This is a genomic window from Streptomyces marispadix (genome assembly GCF_022524345.1).
Taxonomy (GTDB): domain Bacteria; phylum Actinomycetota; class Actinomycetes; order Streptomycetales; family Streptomycetaceae; genus Streptomyces; species Streptomyces marispadix.
This window is the reverse complement of sequence record NZ_JAKWJU010000002.1, coordinates 6,425,939-6,442,814: the sequence shown is the minus strand read 5'-3', so window position 1 is coordinate 6,442,814 and position 16,876 is coordinate 6,425,939. Positions and strand designations below refer to the sequence as shown.

The 16,876-nt window shown below is 67.9% G+C and carries 11 protein-coding genes and 2 pseudogenes; 6 read left to right on the top strand and 7 right to left on the bottom strand.

Going from position 1 to position 16,876, the window contains the following annotated elements:
• Positions 1–34: 34 nt before the first annotated feature.
• Positions 35–1,626 (bottom strand): annotated as a pseudogene (locus MMA15_RS26785) (class I adenylate-forming enzyme family protein).
• A 653-nt stretch (positions 1,627–2,279) separates the two neighbouring features.
• The gene (gene wrbA, locus MMA15_RS26780) at positions 2,280–2,888 is read right to left on the bottom strand and encodes an NAD(P)H:quinone oxidoreductase (RefSeq protein WP_241062737.1); all 609 of its coding nucleotides are present in this window, start codon (positions 2,886–2,888) and stop codon (positions 2,280–2,282) included.
• Between the two features lie 410 nt (positions 2,889–3,298).
• Between wrbA and sigJ the strand changes: the two genes are divergently transcribed.
• Positions 3,299–4,231 carry an RNA polymerase sigma factor SigJ gene (gene sigJ, locus MMA15_RS26775; RefSeq protein WP_241062736.1) on the top strand — a complete coding sequence of 311 codons (933 nt, stop codon included), beginning with the start codon at positions 3,299–3,301 and terminating at the stop codon, positions 4,229–4,231.
• 67 nt (positions 4,232–4,298) lie between these two features.
• On the opposite strand, the gene MMA15_RS26770 is transcribed toward sigJ, so the two are convergent.
• The 4 genes and pseudogenes from MMA15_RS26770 to MMA15_RS26755 form a co-directional block, all read right to left on the bottom strand.
• Positions 4,299–5,297: a class I SAM-dependent methyltransferase gene (locus MMA15_RS26770; protein WP_241062735.1), complete on the bottom strand. Its 999-nt coding sequence runs from the start codon at positions 5,295–5,297 to the stop codon at positions 4,299–4,301.
• 9 nt (positions 5,298–5,306) lie between these two features.
• Positions 5,307–6,449: pseudogene (locus MMA15_RS26765) on the bottom strand (DegT/DnrJ/EryC1/StrS family aminotransferase).
• Between the two features lie 50 nt (positions 6,450–6,499).
• On the bottom strand, positions 6,500–7,027 hold the full coding sequence (locus tag MMA15_RS26760; RefSeq protein ID WP_241062734.1) for a cupin domain-containing protein: 528 nt from the start codon (positions 7,025–7,027) through the stop codon (positions 6,500–6,502).
• Positions 7,028–7,067: 40 nt separating this feature from the next.
• Positions 7,068–8,183 (bottom strand): type III polyketide synthase, encoded by a 1,116-nt coding sequence (locus MMA15_RS26755; RefSeq protein WP_241062733.1) that lies wholly within the window; start codon positions 8,181–8,183, stop codon positions 7,068–7,070.
• Positions 8,184–10,021: 1,838 nt separating this feature from the next.
• On the opposite strand from MMA15_RS26755, the gene MMA15_RS26750 reads away from it, so the two are divergent.
• The 5 genes from MMA15_RS26750 (at position 10,022) to MMA15_RS26730 (ending at position 14,411) form a co-directional block, all read left to right on the top strand.
• On the top strand, positions 10,022–10,204 hold the full coding sequence (locus MMA15_RS26750; protein ID WP_241062732.1) for a hypothetical protein: 183 nt from the start codon (positions 10,022–10,024) through the stop codon (positions 10,202–10,204).
• A 199-nt stretch (positions 10,205–10,403) separates the two neighbouring features.
• Complete coding sequence (locus tag MMA15_RS26745; RefSeq protein WP_241062731.1) at positions 10,404–11,489, top strand: methyltransferase; 1,086 nt, start codon at positions 10,404–10,406, stop codon at positions 11,487–11,489.
• A 59-nt stretch (positions 11,490–11,548) separates the two neighbouring features.
• The gene (locus MMA15_RS26740) at positions 11,549–12,613 is read left to right on the top strand and encodes a methyltransferase (RefSeq protein ID WP_241062730.1); all 1,065 of its coding nucleotides are present in this window, start codon (positions 11,549–11,551) and stop codon (positions 12,611–12,613) included.
• A 277-nt stretch (positions 12,614–12,890) separates the two neighbouring features.
• A complete protein-coding gene (locus tag MMA15_RS26735; protein WP_241062729.1) occupies positions 12,891–13,379 on the top strand; it encodes a carboxymuconolactone decarboxylase family protein in 489 nt (162 codons plus the stop codon).
• Between the two features lie 153 nt (positions 13,380–13,532).
• Positions 13,533–14,411 carry an LLM class F420-dependent oxidoreductase gene (locus MMA15_RS26730; protein ID WP_241062728.1) on the top strand — a complete coding sequence of 293 codons (879 nt, stop codon included), beginning with the start codon at positions 13,533–13,535 and terminating at the stop codon, positions 14,409–14,411.
• Between the two features lie 213 nt (positions 14,412–14,624).
• Here MMA15_RS26730 and MMA15_RS26725 read toward each other — a convergent pair whose 3' ends face one another.
• Positions 14,625–16,826, bottom strand: coding sequence for a molybdopterin oxidoreductase family protein (locus MMA15_RS26725; protein ID WP_241062727.1), 2,202 nt, complete (start codon positions 16,824–16,826; stop codon positions 14,625–14,627).
• Between the last annotated feature and the right edge of the window lie 50 nt (positions 16,827–16,876).

Genomic DNA, 16,876 nt, shown 5'->3' with positions numbered 1-16,876 from the left:
GGAGACGTCCGGGGTCCGGTCGGGCAGGTCCTCATCACCGCTGCTGCGGCTGTTCGCGCAGCCGCCGGGCGAGCTGGATGCGCTGCACCTTCAGCGTGGCGGTCTGCGGCAGTTCGGCCTGCGGGATCTGTATCGGGTCGGCCAGCTGCGGGAAGCCTGCGACGGCCTTGCGCCAGCGCTCCCGGTCCAGCGGCTTGTCGTCGTGGGTGCAGATCACCGGGACCGCCTCGTCGTTCTGACCGGGCACCACGACCAGTTCACTCAGCTCGTCCAGCTCTCCCAGGACGAGGTCCTCGATCTCCAGGCTGCTGTCGACCCCCGGGATCATGTCCACCTCCCGGTCGAGCATGTGGAGGCAGCCCGCCTTGGTGCGGTAACCGACGTCCCCGGTCCGCCACCAGGCGCCGTGCCGGTTCGCGTCGTACCGCTCCTGCTCGCCGAAGTAGGTCTTCGCCAGTCCGTCCCAACTGACCTCGATGAAGCCGGGGTTGCGCTTGGAGGGCCGCTTGCCGCCCGGGCTCACCACCCGAACCTTCGCGCATCCCGGCATGACGAACCCGACGCAGCGTCCGTTCGTCCGGTGTGCCGACCTGCGGAAGTACGCTCGGCCGACGGCCGGGCCGACCTCGCTCTGCCCGTAGATCTGCCGTAGATCTGGAAGAACAAGGGAGCGCGCCGCTCGGACGAGTTGAGCAGCCGGCTCATGGTCCGGGGGTGGATCGCGTCGAAGGTGCTGCTGAAGTACTTCACCGACGCGAACGGCTTGCGCGGGTCGTCGGCGAGCGGTTCCCACTCCATCAGCGAGTTGGGCAGCGCCTCGATGAGCCCCGGCCGGTTGCTGAGGAAGAACCGGGCGGCGTCGTCCGGATCGGATTTGTTCATGAGCAGCACCGGCATCTCCTTGAAGAGCGCCAGTGCCAGTGCCGCGAACATCCGCGAGTGCACGAAGGAGATGTGGATCGCGGCGGTTTCCCGCTTCCGCATCAGTGACAGAAGCCGCCACTGGGGCGTGAGCCGGAGGCCCTGGGTCCGCGGCGTGTGCACCACGAGCTTGGGCAGCCCGGTGGTCCCCGAGGTGTGGGTGATCAACGCGGGCTCGTCCAGCGGCCGGAGCACCGGCTCGACCCGCGGGGCCCCGGCTAGTTCACCGAGTGACGCCGCCCCCGGCCGGTCGCCGGCCACGACGATCACCCTTCGGGTGAGGTCCACCACCGGCTCGTCGGCCAGCACGTCGAGTTTGTTCACGTCGGTCAGCAATGTCGGCTGGTCCAGGCGCCGTAGCAGGGCGCCGACGGTCGCGCCGTCCAGGGCGGGCGACAGCATCACGGGAATCGCCCCGATGCGCGAGGCCGCCATGGCGAGGAGACAGACGTCGGAGTTGGCGGTCTTGTGGACCACCAGATGGTCATCGGTACGCACCCCGGCAGCCCACAGCCGGCCGGCCAGGTCGTCCACGTGCTCGGCCAGCTCGGCCACCGTCAGGCGCCGCCCCGCTTCGGGGAGGACGTCCAAGTCGTGGTCGAGTGTGATCGTCGTCGAGCCGTTCTTCGCCGCGGCCCTCTCCGGCACGACGCCGAGGTGAAGACCGCGCTTCCGTATCGTTCGGTGGAGCTGGGAGTCTTTCATCGGAGTGTCTCCTTCGCAGCGTTCGGTGGACGTCCGGGCCATCGGCGGCTCGGTGGCCAAGCCCGTACGAGGAGCGGTGAGGGGGCCGGTTCCCGGGACGACGACGCGTTCGCGGGAATCGCAGGAGTCACGGGACGGCCCGGTGCGGGCCTGTGGTAGCCGAGGGGGCTAGCGGCCCGATTCGGCCGTATCCGGAGCATCGCGTCGCGGGGTGACGGGCGTGGGCGGCCGTCGCGCGGAGCGCGCTGAAGTCCCTGCGGGAAAAGCGGAGTTGGCGCCCGTGGCACTGCGGTGCCACGGGGGTCCCGGACCGGGGCGGGCTTCCCGTAAGCGACGGGACCGCCGGGCTCCGCGGGCAGCGATCCCGTCGGCGTCTGCCGGCCTGGGGCTGGTCGGGGTTCTTTCGTTCTCCGTGGGCGACCGGGAGGCGGCCGGTCCCCCACTGGCGAGCCTCCACCGTGAGGGGCGGCCTCTCGAACAGCGAGGCCCCGCGCGGCGAACGAGCGGGTGGCCAGCTCTTCGGCGAACGTCCCCGCGGGGTGCCTCGCCGCGCGCCGGATGAGTACCTGTGCTGTCCGTCCTGCGTGCACGCGGCGCCCCCGGCCCGATGACCGGGGGACGCCGCGGTCGCTTGCCGTCGTTGCCCGGCCGGATCAGGCGGAGCGGCCGACCTTGAGCGCCCTCGCGGTGGTCACGACCCGCTGGGCCTGGTACTCGGCCGCCTTCAGGGCCACTTCGCCGGGCGGGCCCTCACCGGTCACGTGGGACGTGCCGTAGGGGTTGCCCGACTGGAACTGGACGGGGTCGGTGTAGCCGGGGGGCACGATGATGCCGCCCCAGTGGTAGAAGGTGTTCCCCAGCGCCAGCAGCGTGGACTCCTGCCCGCCGTGGGCGGTGCTGCTGGAGGTGAAGGCCGAGTACACCTTGTCTGCGAGCGCGCCCTGGAACCACAGGGGGCCGGCGGTGTCCAGGAATGCCTTGAGCTGGCTGGAGACATTGCCGAAACGGGTGGGGGTACCGAAGATCACCGCGTCCGCCCAGAGCAGGTCGTCGTTGGATGCCTGCTCGACGTCGGCGGTGGCCTCCAAGTGCTGGCCCCACTCCGGGTTCGCGGCTATCGCCTCCGGCGGAGCGGACTCGGCGACCTTGCGCACGCGTACGGTCGCACCGGCCTTCTCCGCGCCCTCGGCCGCCGCCTGCGTCAGGCTGTGCACGGTTCCCGTGGAGCTGTAGTAGATGATGGAGACGTTCACAGATTCCATAGTCGTTTCCCTCTTCGACGATTCTTGTCCGCTGGTGTCGGCCGGGCCCACCGTGCGGGTGGGCGGCGGCCGAGCCCGTCCGGCGTCCCGGTTCAGCCGGCGAGGGGCGGGCCGCCGAAGCGGCCTCACGCCGCGAACACGGCCATGCGAACAGGACCACGCTCAGCCCTGGGGACGGGAACCCCTGACAGGTGTGAGCCGCTCCGGTCCCGAACTGGACACGTGGTGATCGGGTATGCCACAGAAGGCAGAGGAACGGCGGGAAGCGGTCCCTCACCAGTACGACGACGCACGCCCTCGTAATGTCAGGCGGCCCGCCCGTCCGTAATCTCAGGTGTCACGTCCGTCTGAGTACGAGGTCCGGCCGAAAACGGGCAACGGCGGGAGCGAGAGAGCGAGTTGGCCACACCATGAGCACGCAGTCCGAACCGGCGGACGGCCGGCTCGACCCGGACCTGAGCGCGATCCTGAGCGAGCGGCGCCGGCTGATCAACCTCGGGTACCGGTTCCTCGGTTCCCTGACCGACGCCGAGGACGTCGTGCAGGAGACGTACGTCCGCTGGTACGCCCTGTCCCGCGAGCAGCAGAAGGCCATCGAGTCGCCCGCCCGCTGGCTGATGAAGGTCGCCAGCCGCCTGTGCCTCGACCACCTCGGATCGGCGCGGGTCCGGCGGGAGAACTACGTGGGCGAGTGGATACCTGAGCCCCTGCCGGATCGTGCGGAGTGGACCACCGGGCGGTCGCCCGGGAACACCGGTGATCCGGCCGACAGGGTCACCCTGGACGAGTCGGTCAACATGGCCTTCCTCGTCGTGCTGGAGTCGATGACCCCGGCCGAACGCGTGGCGTTCGTCCTGCACGACGTCTTCCACTACTCCTTCGCCGAAGTGGCGGAGATCGTCGGCCGTACTCCGCATGCCTGTCGCCAGCTGGCCTTCTCGGGCCGCCGCCGCATCCGCGCGTCACGGGCGCGCGCCACGCCGACGACCCAACGCACCGACACGGTCAGGGAGTTCAAGCTGGCCTGGGAGGCCAAGGACATAGACGCCCTGATCGCCCTCCTCGATCCGGAGGCCCTGACGACCGCGGACGGCGGCGGCCTCGTGAGCGCCGTGCTGCACCCCATCAAGGGAGGCGAGCACGTCGCACGGGCCTTCGTCGACATCGCCGAGCGGACACCCGACATGAAGCTGCTGGAGCGTACGGTCAACGGCCAGCCCGGCCTGGTCCTGCAGCAGGAGGGAGTGACCGCTGCGGTCCTCGCGTTCGACGTCGAGGGCGACCGCGTCAAGCGGGTCTGGGCGGTTCGGAACCCCGAGAAGCTCCGCCCCTGGACGGGCTGACCACGTTCGCCGTCCAGATGGGACAGTCGATCCCGATCAGTCTCCTCAAGTGTCGGCCGGATGCTGCTTATCGGGCGAAGATCAAGGTGGCGGGCGCGGACGTCGACTGGAACGAGACGTCGTCGAAACCGGCCTTGGTGAGCCACGACCGGTAGTCGGCCCGCCGCCAGGTGCTCCCCTGCTTGCTCTTCATCAGCATCTCCGTGGCGAAGATCAGCGGGAAGGGCGGTCCGCTGCGGTCGTTCTCGACGACGTAGTCGCAGACGACCAGGGTGCCGCCGGGCTTGAGGGCGCTCCGCAGCTTGCCGAAGAGCTCGATGTTGTCCTCCGGGCCTTCCTGGTGGGCGATGTGGGAGTACACCGCGACGTCGTAGGTGTCGGTGCCGAAGTCTGTCGTGTGGAAGTCGCCGTCCACGCAGGAGAACCGGTCGGCCACGCCGTGCTCGGCCACCAGCCGGCGGGCGACGGTGTTGACCGGCCCCCAGTCCAGTTGGGTCGCCCGGGCGGCCGGGTTGAGCCCGAGCCAGATGGCCGAGTAGATGCCGGAGCCACCACCCACGTCGAGGATCGAGACGTCCCCGGCCTCCGCCAGGCGCAGGGTCTCGGCAGCGATCTTCGCCACGGGCACGGACTGCGCGGCGATGGCCGTGACCACCTCCGTCCAGTGCGGGTTGTCGGCCACCTCCACCGCCGGGTCCGTCACCGGCCCTCCGGCTTCGACGACGTCGGGCAGGTCCGCCATGACGCACATCTGGGGCAGCTTCAGTGTCGCGAAGCTGGTCAGGCCGGCCGGCCTGCCCTCGACCAGGAAGGCCGATGCCTCGGGGGTGTTGCGGTAGCCGCCGTCGTGCAGCTCCACAAGGCCGAGGCTCACGAGCCCGTCGAGGAGGGTCTGTGCGCCCCGCTCCGAGATGTCCGCCCGCTCGGCCAGTCGACCGGCCGTGTCGGCGCCGGCGTCGAGGTGGGTGAAGAGTGAGTGTTTCGCCGCGGCGCCGACGACGGCGGTCGTCCAATAGCCGTTGATGAGCTGCATGATGCGCTCCGGCGTCGGCTGGCTGTCTGTCATGCGCCCCTCTCAGGTCGTGTGTGGACGTACGTGGGTCTTGAGCGCGCTGCGAAGGACTTCCGCGACTCGCTCCACCTGGTCCGCGCTCAGCTCTGCGTGCATGGGGATGGCGAGGTTGCGTTCGAAGAGATCCGCCGAGACCGGGCACTGCTGCTTCGCCTCGTAGACGGGCTGGAGGTGGGAGGCCCAGGTACCGTGCCCGCAGCCGACGCCCCGGGCCCGCAGGTCGGCGGCGACCGCCGCCCGGTCGACGTCCGGGTGCAGCGTCACCATGTAGGACTGCCAGGCGTGGGTGCGGTCCTGCGGCACGTGCGGCAGCGTCAGAAGTTCCTCGTCGGCCAGCAGTTCCGCGTACCGCGCCGCTACGGCCTGCCGGCGCTCCAGCAACGCGTCGATCCGGCTGATCTGCACCTGGAGGATCGCGGCGGCGATGTCGGACAGCTTGTAGTTGTAACCGATCTCGGTGAACTCCGGGATCGGCAGCCCGACGACCTTCGACTGCTCGAAGATGCTGCCGATGCCGAAGGACGACCGCAGTCGCGCGTCCGCCCCGAGCGCCGGGTCGGCCGTCAACAGGGCCCCGCCCTCACCGCTGGTCGCGCCCTTGCGTCCGTGGAACGACAGGCAGGCCACGGGCGCCAGCGCACCCGCCTGGCCCCCTTGGTAGGTCGCACCGACCGAGCATGCGGCGTCCTCCACGACGAACAGCCCGTGGCGGTCCGCGATCGACCGCAGTTCCGCGTAGTCGGCGGGCAGGCCGACCGTGTCCACGGCGATGATGCCCACGGTGCGCGGCCCGACCAGGTCTGCCACCGCCTGCGGGTCCACGGTGCAGGTGTCGGCCCGCACGTCGGCGAAGACCGGGACGGCGTCGAGGTAGCCCACCGCGTGGGCCGGCGCCGGGAACGTGTAGTCGGCGACGATCACCTCGTCGCCCGGCCGGACCCCGAGCGCGAGCAGGGCCAGATGAAGGGCGGCGCCGCAGTTGCTCAACGCGACCGCGTCACCTACCGAGTACCGGGCTGTCAGCTCGGCTTCCAGCGCCTTCCCCCTCGGGCCTTGACCGGCTTACCAGCCCGAGGCGAACACCTCTGAGACCGCTTCCAGTTCCTGCTCGCCCAAGCTCGCTTGAACCAGGGGAATCATGCCCATATCTCCACCGTCACCCTTCACGACGCCTTGTGACTGCTGCTCGACGGGGTTCAGGCGGCGGACGGCGGCTCGTAGCGGAGCGGCGTGATCTGCTGGACGTCGTATCGTTCGCGCATCTTCTCGACGGCTGCCGGGTCGACCTCCTGGTAGGCCGAGAAGATCTCGGCGATCTCGTCGAAGTAGTGCTCGTGGTCCGGCGCCGGGTGGCTCTGGAAGAGCATGACCGCGGGCTCGTCGCTGCGGTTCCTGAACGCGTGCGGGGTGTTCGGCGGGACGAACATGCAGCTGCCGCGGCCCGCGCGCACCGCACGAGTCCCGTCGGCGGCCTCCCAGTCGTGCCAGCCGTCCTCGGTGCGCTCGGTCGGCTCGAACGCCAGAAGTTCGAGTTCTCCCTCCAGTACGTAGAAGAACTCCTGCGAGTGGTGGTGAACGTGCGCCCCGACGTCGAAGCCGGGCGGAACCATCACCTCGAAGCAGGACGTGACGGAGCCGTCCGCCCCGGTGACCTTGAAGGTGATCTCCTGTGCCTTTGTGATCAGCTTCCGTCCGTGACCAGCGGGCATGACGAGGCCGCTCATACGATGCACTTCCTTGTCGTCGAGGGTCGTTGGAGCGCCTTCAGGAGGACGCTCGGGAAAGGGCCGGTGCGGACGCACCGTGCAGCATCCAGTCCGGGGGGCTCTCCGCGTCGACGGCCCATTGGCCCACGGCCATCTCGGCGGTGATGCCGGGACCGAATCCCGCGACCACGCCCGTGGCGCCCGGCACCAGCGCATCTTCTTCGAAAAGCCTGCGGAGGGCTTCCAGTACGACGGCGCTGGCGATGTTTCCGTACTCGGTGAGGGTCGCCCAACTGTGGCGGAACATCTTCGGGTCGGCGCCCAGGAATTTGCCGAGGTCGTCCAGGATGCGGGGGCCACCGGCGTGCACGATGTAGAAGTCGAGGTTGCCCACGTCCCAGCCGTGGTCCAGGGCGAGTTGGCGCATCACGGGGGCGATGGGCTCCATCGTCCCCGGCACCCGGCGATCAAGCTGGAAATGGAACCCGGTGGAGCGCACGGCGTAGGAGATCCAGTCCTCGGTGTGGGGAATGAGGTGGGAGGCGTTGCGTTCCAGCGCCACGCCGGTGCCCCCGCGCCCCCGCACCACGGCCGCCGCGACCGCGTCGCCGAACAGGCCGTCGGACAACAGCGATCCGACACCGTCGTCGTCGGGCTGATAGCACAGCGAGCACAGCTCGCAGGAGACGATCAGAACGTTGCTCTCCGGGTAGACCGTGCAGAATTCCTGGGCCCGGTTGATCGCCGCGCCGCCCGCCGCGCACCCCAACTGCGCGATGGGTATCTGCCGGGTGTCGTACCGGAAGCCCATGGTGTTGATCAGCCAGGCGGTCAGCGACGGCATCAGGAACCCGGTGCACGACACGTAGATGATCGCGTCGATGTCCCGGACCGTCGTACCGGCGTTCTCCAGTGCCCGTTCGATGACCTCAGGGCACCTCTTCTTGGACTCCATCTCGTAGACGCGGTTGCGTTCCTCCAGCCCCGGGTGGAGGAGCGTCTTCTCGATGGGCTGCACGATGTGCCGCTTCCGCACTCCCGTGTTCTTGATCAGGCGGAGCGCCAGCGGGAGTTGAGGCTTTCCGGCATGTACTTTCTCGGCGAACTCCAAAGTCTCCTCAACAGTGATGACGTGTTCCGGAACACTCACCGACGGCTTGCACAGAATAGGCATGTCTGGAATTCCGCTTTCTTCCGGGTCCGTCTGGGAATCGGGGCCGGGAGGAAGCCCGAGCCCGTCGTTCACCATGTGCCATCGACCGGCGCCGGCGTGGTGCCCGATCGAGGTGCCGGCTGCCGGGACGGCGAGCAGGCTCCGACCGTCGCGGCTGCTCGCCGTGCGGCATGTACTGAAATCGCGCGTACCTCCGTGGGCACATCGACCTGGAGAGACCTGCGGCCGGCCGCCGGGCTTACCGCCCCCTCGCGGGGACTTGCGATCAACTGGTCTGCTTCCCCGGCCGGTTCACTGCGCACCGCCGCGCGGGCACAGCCAGTGGGAGCCCTGACACCGATGCGGGTGCGGCGGGGCGGAGAGAGACACAGCCTCGGCGTGACGGAGTCGGCGTCCGAAACGGGCGAACCGGTCGGCGGCGCGCCCGGCCCTGTCACCCGCGGACGTCCATGCCAGGCCCGCTCACCGGCGAACGCCCCGTGGGAACCCGTGGCTGTAGGCCGCCCGTGGGGCGAGGGGGTGGTGCGAAGGGATCGGAGCGAGGAAGCAGATCGACGAGGCGCCCCGGCACGTCATGCCGGCGCCTCACAGAGCGCGTCGCGGTCTGGAGCGAGAACCGAGCGGGCGGCTCCAGGGCGTACTCAAGGCTGCGATCTTATGTATAGGTTCTTCGTCGACCGGCTGTCAAGGTCGATGAAGTGCCGCACGGGGCTCCAAGTACGTTCCCTGCAAACGAAGTTGACTCGCGGGGTCAGCGCAGGGGCGGCCTCCGGACGCGGCTGCCGCGATGGACGGGTGCGGGACGCTGGTGGCGACGGGGAGGAGCCGGCGGCAGCTCGGCCCGGGGGCCGGCCTCTCGGGGCGTGTTCGCAGTGGGCCAAGACCCCGCACGCCCTCGCGAACGAGTCCGATGAACGAGTGGAAACCCGGCAGTGAAGAAGTCGCCGACAAGACGTTGGGACGATGTGACGGCCTTTCAGGTCGATGACCGGCGAGCCTGCGAAAACGGCCTCCCGCGGCGCCGCGCGTGCCTCCGTGGCGCTTCGGCAGGCCCCTTGACGTCTCCCTTCACCCGCTCACATCATGCCGTTTTGTAAGGGCCAGATCACAATCCCGTCTGCGTCTCGTGAAGCATGAAGGCCACGGCGCAAATCCTCGCTGGACAGACCGGGGAAGCACGGGAAAGGGGAATGGAATGGGAGGAGAGTTTTGCCGTACCCGATCCTGTCGGAGCGGGAGGGACGGTCCGGGTAGGCCTTGTGACGGCACGTTCTTATGCCTGCCGTGCCATGACCGTTTGACGCACGAACTGCGGAACCTGCCTGCTCTGTACGCAGATTGCAACACGGGCGCCGGCCCGGACGCAGTGCGCGTCATAAAGAAATCCCACAAGAAAAGCGCCGCCAGCGACTCGATGAACCCCGCAGCCGCCGAGGTGCGGTCGTCCATCCGTACAGTCCTGGCATCCTGGGCCTGGGCCTCGTTTCCGACGAGCGACGACTACAGCCCCCGACCCGGGAAATTCCCAAGCTCGCGCGATTTCTGGACCGGCACGTCCAGTGGCTGACCCGCCACCCCGCAGCAGGCGACCTGGCGGAGGAGATCCGGGACCTCACGCGCAACGCACGGGACCTCGCCTATCCGAAGAGCGTCCGGCGGGTACCGGTCGGCGACTGTCCCGAAAGCGGCTGCGAAGGTGAGCTCTTCGCTCACATACGCGCTCACGATGATCTCTCTCCCTCTGAGATCATCTGCACCCTTTCCTCTTGCCATTCGTGGCCGGTGACATGGTGGGCAAGGCTTGCCCGTCGGATACGCGTCAGGAAAGGAGAGCGGGCTTGAACCGTGAGACCTTGACGGCCGGTCTGACGGCCGATGACATTGCCACTGTCTGGCACATTCCCAAGGGCAGCATCTATCGCTACGCCCACAAGTACCGATGGCGCCGCTACACCCACACCGGGCGCACCTACTACCATCCGAGAGATGTCACGGCCACCTTCGACCGGTTGGCCAAGTAGGGAACTCCCGAACCGAAATTCGCTCTGGCGATTCCTTGTCGGCACGCGCCTCGGTCTCGACGTTAAGTCTCCCGGGGTCGCAAGGACGCCGGATCTCCAAGCCATGGGCTCAAGTTGACAACGCCGGCCGGCGAGGTCGTGAACTCGGCGTGCCGGCAGAGCAATGAAGATCAGATCGCCAATCGAGAGGATCGGTGCGATGACACCGGAAGCTACGCTCGCGCGACTTCGTGAATACATGGTGGGGCCCTCGCGCTTCATGAACCTGTTGTCCTGTTTCGAGCTGGGCATCATCGACGCGCTACGGGAAACCCCCGGAATGACCGCGGCGCAGCTCGGTGAAGCGGCCGGTGCCAAACCGGACGCGGTCGAACAACTCCTGCATCTGCTGGTCAAGGAGGACTTCGTCGCCCACGACGAAGCGACCGGCGGCTACACCCTCGCCGCGCTCGGCGGCGTCGCCGAAGCCGACCTCCAGCGCGTGCTCGCCATGTTCGACCTGATCAAGGTCACCACGCTTCGGCAGCTCTTCTACCTGACCGAGACCGTTCGGACCGGCACGGTCGTCGGCCTCAAGGAGTTCTACGGATTCGACGGCACGCTGTTCGCCGCCCTGGCCGAACACAAGGACCTGCGCGAGGCCTGGGCACCGGCGATGGACATGGAGACCGTCCGCGTTGATCCCTGGTTCTTCGAGAACATCGACATCCCGTCCGGAGCGCAGGTGCTCGACCTCGCCGGCAACACCGGACTCGGCGCCGTCCACACGTACAAGCAGAAGGCGTCGCCCGGACTTCGGGTGACCACCTTCGACCTTCCCGCGAGGGAAGAGGAAGCCCTGGAGAACTTCCGCGCGCACGGTGTGGCCGAGCACTGCTCGTTCATCGGCGGTGACGTCTTCACGGAGATCCCCCGGGGATTCGACGTCGTACTGATCAAGCACTTCCTGGCCATGTGGGACAAAGCCGACGTGTTCAAGATCTTCCGAGGCGTGAACAAGGCGCTGGACGTCGGCGGACAGGTCAACATCCTGATTCCGCTGTATCCCGAGAACGATGACGACACGGACACCCGCAGCAGCGTGGAGTTCTACCCGACCTTTTTCATCGGATGTGCCATGGGACAGGGCGGAGGACAGAAGTTGTCGACCTACCGAAGCTGGCTCGAGGAGTGCGGGTTCGAGGTCACGAACGTGATAGTCGAGGACCCCGCCGACATACCTGCCGACGCCATTCCCGTACACGCGATCGTGGCCGCGGAGAAGGTCACGGACGTTGCCGGGTAGATCGGTTCGAGCTGCTGCGCCGCGGTGACGGGGACAACCGACTCTAAGGGGTTTAGTGCATGACACCGGAAGCCACACTCGCGCGACTTCGTGAATACATGGTGGGGCCCTCGCGCTTCATGAACCTGTTGTCCTGTTTCGAGCTGGGCATCATCGACGCGCTACGGGAAACCCCCGGAATGACCGCGGCGCAGCTCGGTGAAGCGGCCGGTGCCAAACCGGACGCGGTCGAACAACTCCTGCATCTGCTGGTCAAGGAGGACTTCGTCGCCCACGACGAAGCGACCGGCGGCTACACCCTCGCCGCGCTCGGCGGCGTCGCCGAAGCCGACATCCAGCGCGTGCTCGCGTTCATGAAATTGATCAAGGTCACCACACTTCGGCAGCTCTTCTACCTGACCGAGAGTGTGCGGACCGGCACGGTCGTCGGCCTCAAGGAGTTCTACGGATTCGACGGGGACCTGTACGGCGCCGTCGGTGAGCACCGGGATTTGCGCGAGGCCTGGTCGACATTGATGGACGTCGTCACCGCCCGAATCGATCCGTGGTTCTTCGACAACATCGACATCCCGTCCGGAGCGCAGGTGCTCGACCTCGCCGGCAACACCGGACTCGGCGCGATCAACACGTACAAGCGGAAGGCGTCGCCCGGACTTCGGGTGACCACCTTCGACCTTCCCGAGAAACAGGCGGAGTGCCTGGAGAACTTCCGGACGCACGGTGTCGCCGAGCACTGCTCGTTCATCGGCGGTGACGCCTTCACGGAGATCCCCCGGGGATTCGACGTCGTACTGATCAAGCACTTCCTGAACATGTTCGACAGGGACGAGGTGTTCACGATCCTCCACGGCGTCAACAAGGCACTGAACGTCGGCGGACAGGTGCACATCCTCGTGCCCGTGTACACCGAGAACCTCAAGGACTCGTACACCGTCGACTACTACCCGACATTCTTCCTCGGCTGCGCCACCGGGCAGGGTGGGCCGCAGAAAGTGTCGACTTACCGGCGCTGGCTCGAAGAATGCGGGTTCGCGGTCACCGAGACGATCACCCAGGACCCCGCGGATCTGCCACCGGACGTCATCCCCGTGCAGGCCGTCGTGAGCGCCGAGAAGGTCGCATGATGACCGGCCGGCCGGCGAGTCATCAGGAGTGACGACCGCACTTGCCGAGTCCGGCACGGCACGGCCAATTGGTCAACCGCCCCTCTGCTCAAGCCGAACGACCGAAAACCGGCTGCGGATCTGCACCAAGCACAAAGGGGCGGAAGCGGAAGTCATTCGTTCCGTGGCTGATCGCTCACGCGGCAGGTGTGAGGAGCCCGCGTTTTCCTGACGCGTCGCAGTCGCACCGGTCATCGGGACGTAATCGCCGACAACGACAGAACAAAGGAGTTCATCCATGACTGCTGCTCGTTACAACCTCTTCGAGAACCCGTTCTCGGCCAAGTTCCTGAAGTACGTCTTCGCGGCAAGCAAGGTGTTCTTCGCGGACTCGCCGCTGCCGGTCACGACGCGGGAGCTGGTGTCCCTCCGTACCAGTCAGATCAACGGCTGCGGCACCTGTATCGACATGCACACCAAGGAGGCCGCGCACGCGGGAGAGTCCGAGTTGCGCCTCCACCTGGTCGGGGCCTGGCGGGAGGCCATGGTGTTCACCGACGCAGAACGGGCCGCCCTGGAGCTTGCCGAAGAGGGAACGCGCATCGCCGACGCGGCCGGTGGTGTCACCGATGAGGTCTGGGCAAACGCAGCCAAGCACTACGACGAGGAGCAACTCGCAGCCCTGGTGTCCCTGATCGCCTTCATGAACGCCGTCAACCGAATCAACGTCATCTCACAGCAGCCGGCCGGCGACTACCAGGTCGGCCAGCTCGACCCCACCACATAGCCGAGGGCCTGGCCGGGCCCGGGGAGGCCGTCGCACAGCAACCGCCCCCGGGCCCGGGGTGGTTGATCCGTGTCCTGAGCGGTGAGCATCCGGTCCGGGCAACCACCCCGGGCCCGGGGCCGGACTCGACGTCCGCAACGAGAGGTAGGGACAATGAAGTTCGGTGTGTTCTCCATGAACTCGGATGAGGGTCTCGACCCACTGGAGATCGCCCGCGAGGCCGAGGGGCTCGGCATCGAGTCGGTCTTCCTGCCCGACCACAGCCACGTGCCGGTGGCCCGCCGGGTCACCTACGCCACCGGGGACGAGAACGTCAAACTGGGGCAGCGCGAAGAGTTCGTGCAATCGACGAACGACATGCCCCGCGACTACTACCGCAACCGCGACCAGCTCCTGACTCTGGCCTCGATGGCCGCGGTCACCTCGACCCTGCGACTCGGCACCGGGATCTGCCTTGTCGTGCAACGCGATCCCATCCTGCTGGCAAAGGAGATCGCCACACTCGACCAGTTGTCACAGGGGCGGCTGCTGCTCGGGGTCGGTGCCGGCTCGGGGTGGAACCGCGAGGAGATACGCAACCACGGCACCGATCCCCGTACCCGGATGAGGCTGATAGCGGAGCGGATGGCGGCGATGCAGCAGATCTGGACGAACGACGAGGCGGAGTACCACGGCGAGTTCGTGCGGTTCGACCCCATCCACTCCTGGCCGAAACCGCTTCAGAAGCCGAGGCCGAAGGTGTTCGTCGGAGGGGACGGCCCCACTGTGCTGGACCGGGTGCTGGCCTTCGGCGACGGATGGATGCCCGGCCACCATGACGACATGGGCTACTTCGGGGCGCGGGTCTCCGAGTTGCAGGAGCGCGCCGCCGCACTCGGCCGTGGGCGCATGGAGATCAATGTGTTCCTCGCCCACCTCGATCGACTCGACGACTACGAGGCGGCCGGCGTCGATCGCGTCGTGGTGATGCTCCCCACCGGCTCTGAGCGGAAAATCCTCAAGGAAGTCGCAGACACCGCGAAAAGCTTCTGACCCTGCCGGGCTGATTTCGCCTTACACCATGTTGCTCAAGCAAGCGTGGTTGCCGTGCTCACGACGGGAACGGGAGTATTCAGGCGACGAGTTCGAGAGACACATCCGCCCACGCGCACTGCCGGTGGGCCGGTAGGAATTCCATGTGCACTCCGTGAGCACTGCCTCCGCGTGACTGTTCCGACGAGTCATCGCCCAGGCCGGTCGCATTACTCAGCGCTTGCGGTCGCGTTCCTGCGATACGGGCGCGGCCAGTTCGATGCGTACCGCGCATGTCTTGAACTCCGGCATCCGTGACGTCGGGTCGAGCGCGGGGTTGGTGAGCGTGTTCGCGCGGCCCTCGCCGTACCAGTGGAACGGCATGAAGACGGTGTCCGGACGGATGCCTCGCGTGATGCGTGCCGGTGCCACCGCACGTCCCCGCCTTGAGACGATCGCGAGCCTGTCGCCGCTTTCGGCGCCCAGCCGCAGGGCCAAGCGGGGGTGCAGCTCGACGAAGGGGCCGGGGGCGGCCCTGTTGAGGGCGTCGACGCGGCGTGTCTGTGCGCCCGACTGGTACTGGGCCTGCACACGGCCGGTCGTCAGCCGCAACGGGTAATCGGCATCCGGCTCCTCGGCGTTGGGACGGTGCGTCACCGCGACGAAGCGTGCCCTGCCGTCCGGCGTGGCGAAGCGGTCGAGGAAGAGCCGGGGAGTTCCGGCCGCGTGCGCCCCGGTCTCCGCGCCCCCCGCCGTCTCCGCCAGCTCCGCACCCCCTTCCGGGCAGGGCCAGAACACACCGTCTTCCGCCGCGATGCGCGCGTAGGTGATGCCCGAGTAGTCGGCGGGGCCGCCCGCCGAGGCGCGGCCCAGCTCGTCGAAGACCTCTTCCGCGTCGGTGGGGAAACTCCGCTCCCAGCCCAGCCGTGCCGCGAGCCCGTTGAGCACGTCGAGATCCGTACGTACACCTGCCGGCGGATCGGCCGCCTTGCGGCGCAGCAGCACACGGCCTTCCAGATTGGTCGTCGTGCCGGTCTCCTCGGCCCACTGCGCTACGGGGAGCACCACGTCCGCATGCTGCGCCGATTCGGAGAGAACCACATCGCACACGGCGAGGAAGTCGAGTGCGCGCAGCCGCTGTTCGACATGCGCGGCGCGCGGGCCGGAGACGACCGGGTTCGAGCCCATCAGCAGCAGCGCGCGGATGTCGCCGCCGAGCGCGTCCAACAGTTCGTACGCGCTGCGCCCCGGGCCCGGCAGAACCTCCGCGTCCACGCCCCACACCCGTGCCACGTGAGCTCGCGCACGGGGATCGTCCAGTTTTCGGTATCCGGGCAACTGGTCTGCCTTCTGGCCGTGTTCACGTCCGCCCTGCCCGTTGCCCTGGCCCGTCAGGCAGCCGTAGCCGGACAGCGGCCGTCCGGCACGCCCCGTCGCCAGGCACAGGTTGATCCAGGCGCTGACCGCGTCGGTGCCGTTCGACTGCTGCTCCGGACCGCGTGCCGTGAGCACCATGGAGTGCTCCGGTTCGCAGAAGAGCCGTACGGCCTCGCGCAGTTCGGGCTCGGAGACTCCGGTGATGCGCTCCACCGATTCCGGCCGGTACGTCATGGCGGCGCTGTGGGCCTCCGTCCAGCCGGTGGTCCGCGAGTCGATGAAGTCCTGGTCCAGCCTGCCCTCGGCGATGACGAGGTGGAGGAGGCCCAGCGCCAGTGCCAGGTCGGTGCCGGGCCGCGGGGCGAGGTGGAGGGTGGCCTGCTTCGCGGTCCGAGTGCGCCGTGGATCGACGACGATCAGGGTGCCTCCGCCATCGCGCAGCTCCTTCAGATACCGCATCGCGGGCGGCATCGTCTCCGCCAGGTTCGAGCCGACGAGGATGAGACAGCCCGTACGTGCCACGTCCGACAGCGGGAACGGCAGCCCCCTGTCGACGCCGAAGGCCCTGGTCCCGGCTGCGGCGGCCGAGGACATGCAGAAGCGGCCGTTGTAGTCGATCTGGGAGGTGCCGAGCACCAGCCGGGCGAACTTGCCTAAGGCGTAGGCCTTTTCGTTCGTCAGCCCGCCCCCGCCGAAGACGCTCACAGCATCTGGACCGTGCGTGATGCGTGTCCGGTCGAGGGCTGTGGCGACCAGGTCGAGCGCCTCCTCCCACGAGGCGGGTTCCAACTCGCCGGATGAGCGGCGCCGCACGAGCGGCTGGGTGAGGCGCGCCTGCGGGGCGAGAACCGCAGGCGCCGTACGGCCCTTTCCGCACAGCGCGCCCCGGTTCACAGGGAACGAGGGGCGCTCCGCGACCTCCACACCGGCTCGCGTAGCAGTGTGGGTCCCGTTACTGTCCGGCAAGGGTATTAACGCCATGCCGCATTGCAAAGCGCAGTACGGGCAATGCGTGTCCGTTCCTGAAGTAGCAGAATGGGCCGTGGAATTCACACACATACAGCCACGGTACGCGTCTGGGTCCACGGGCTGCGCCCGGTGGTGCCCGC

What these genes read in the sequence shown, in the direction of transcription:
- wrbA (WP_241062737.1), bottom strand. Translation starts at nt 2,888, where the DNA reads ATGGAATCTGTGAACGTCTCCATCATCTACTACAGCTCCACGGGAACC.
- sigJ (WP_241062736.1), top strand. Translation starts at nt 3,299, where the DNA reads ATGAGCACGCAGTCCGAACCGGCGGACGGCCGGCTCGACCCGGACCTG.
- MMA15_RS26770 (WP_241062735.1), bottom strand. Translation starts at nt 5,297, where the DNA reads ATGACAGACAGCCAGCCGACGCCGGAGCGCATCATGCAGCTCATCAAC.
- MMA15_RS26760 (WP_241062734.1), bottom strand. Translation starts at nt 7,027, where the DNA reads ATGAGCGGCCTCGTCATGCCCGCTGGTCACGGACGGAAGCTGATCACA.
- MMA15_RS26755 (WP_241062733.1), bottom strand. Translation starts at nt 8,183, where the DNA reads ATGCCTATTCTGTGCAAGCCGTCGGTGAGTGTTCCGGAACACGTCATC.
- MMA15_RS26745 (WP_241062731.1), top strand. Translation starts at nt 10,404, where the DNA reads ATGACACCGGAAGCTACGCTCGCGCGACTTCGTGAATACATGGTGGGG.
- MMA15_RS26740 (WP_241062730.1), top strand. Translation starts at nt 11,549, where the DNA reads ATGACACCGGAAGCCACACTCGCGCGACTTCGTGAATACATGGTGGGG.
- MMA15_RS26735 (WP_241062729.1), top strand. Translation starts at nt 12,891, where the DNA reads ATGACTGCTGCTCGTTACAACCTCTTCGAGAACCCGTTCTCGGCCAAG.
- MMA15_RS26730 (WP_241062728.1), top strand. Translation starts at nt 13,533, where the DNA reads ATGAAGTTCGGTGTGTTCTCCATGAACTCGGATGAGGGTCTCGACCCA.
- MMA15_RS26725 (WP_241062727.1), bottom strand. Translation starts at nt 16,826, where the DNA reads ATGTGTGTGAATTCCACGGCCCATTCTGCTACTTCAGGAACGGACACG.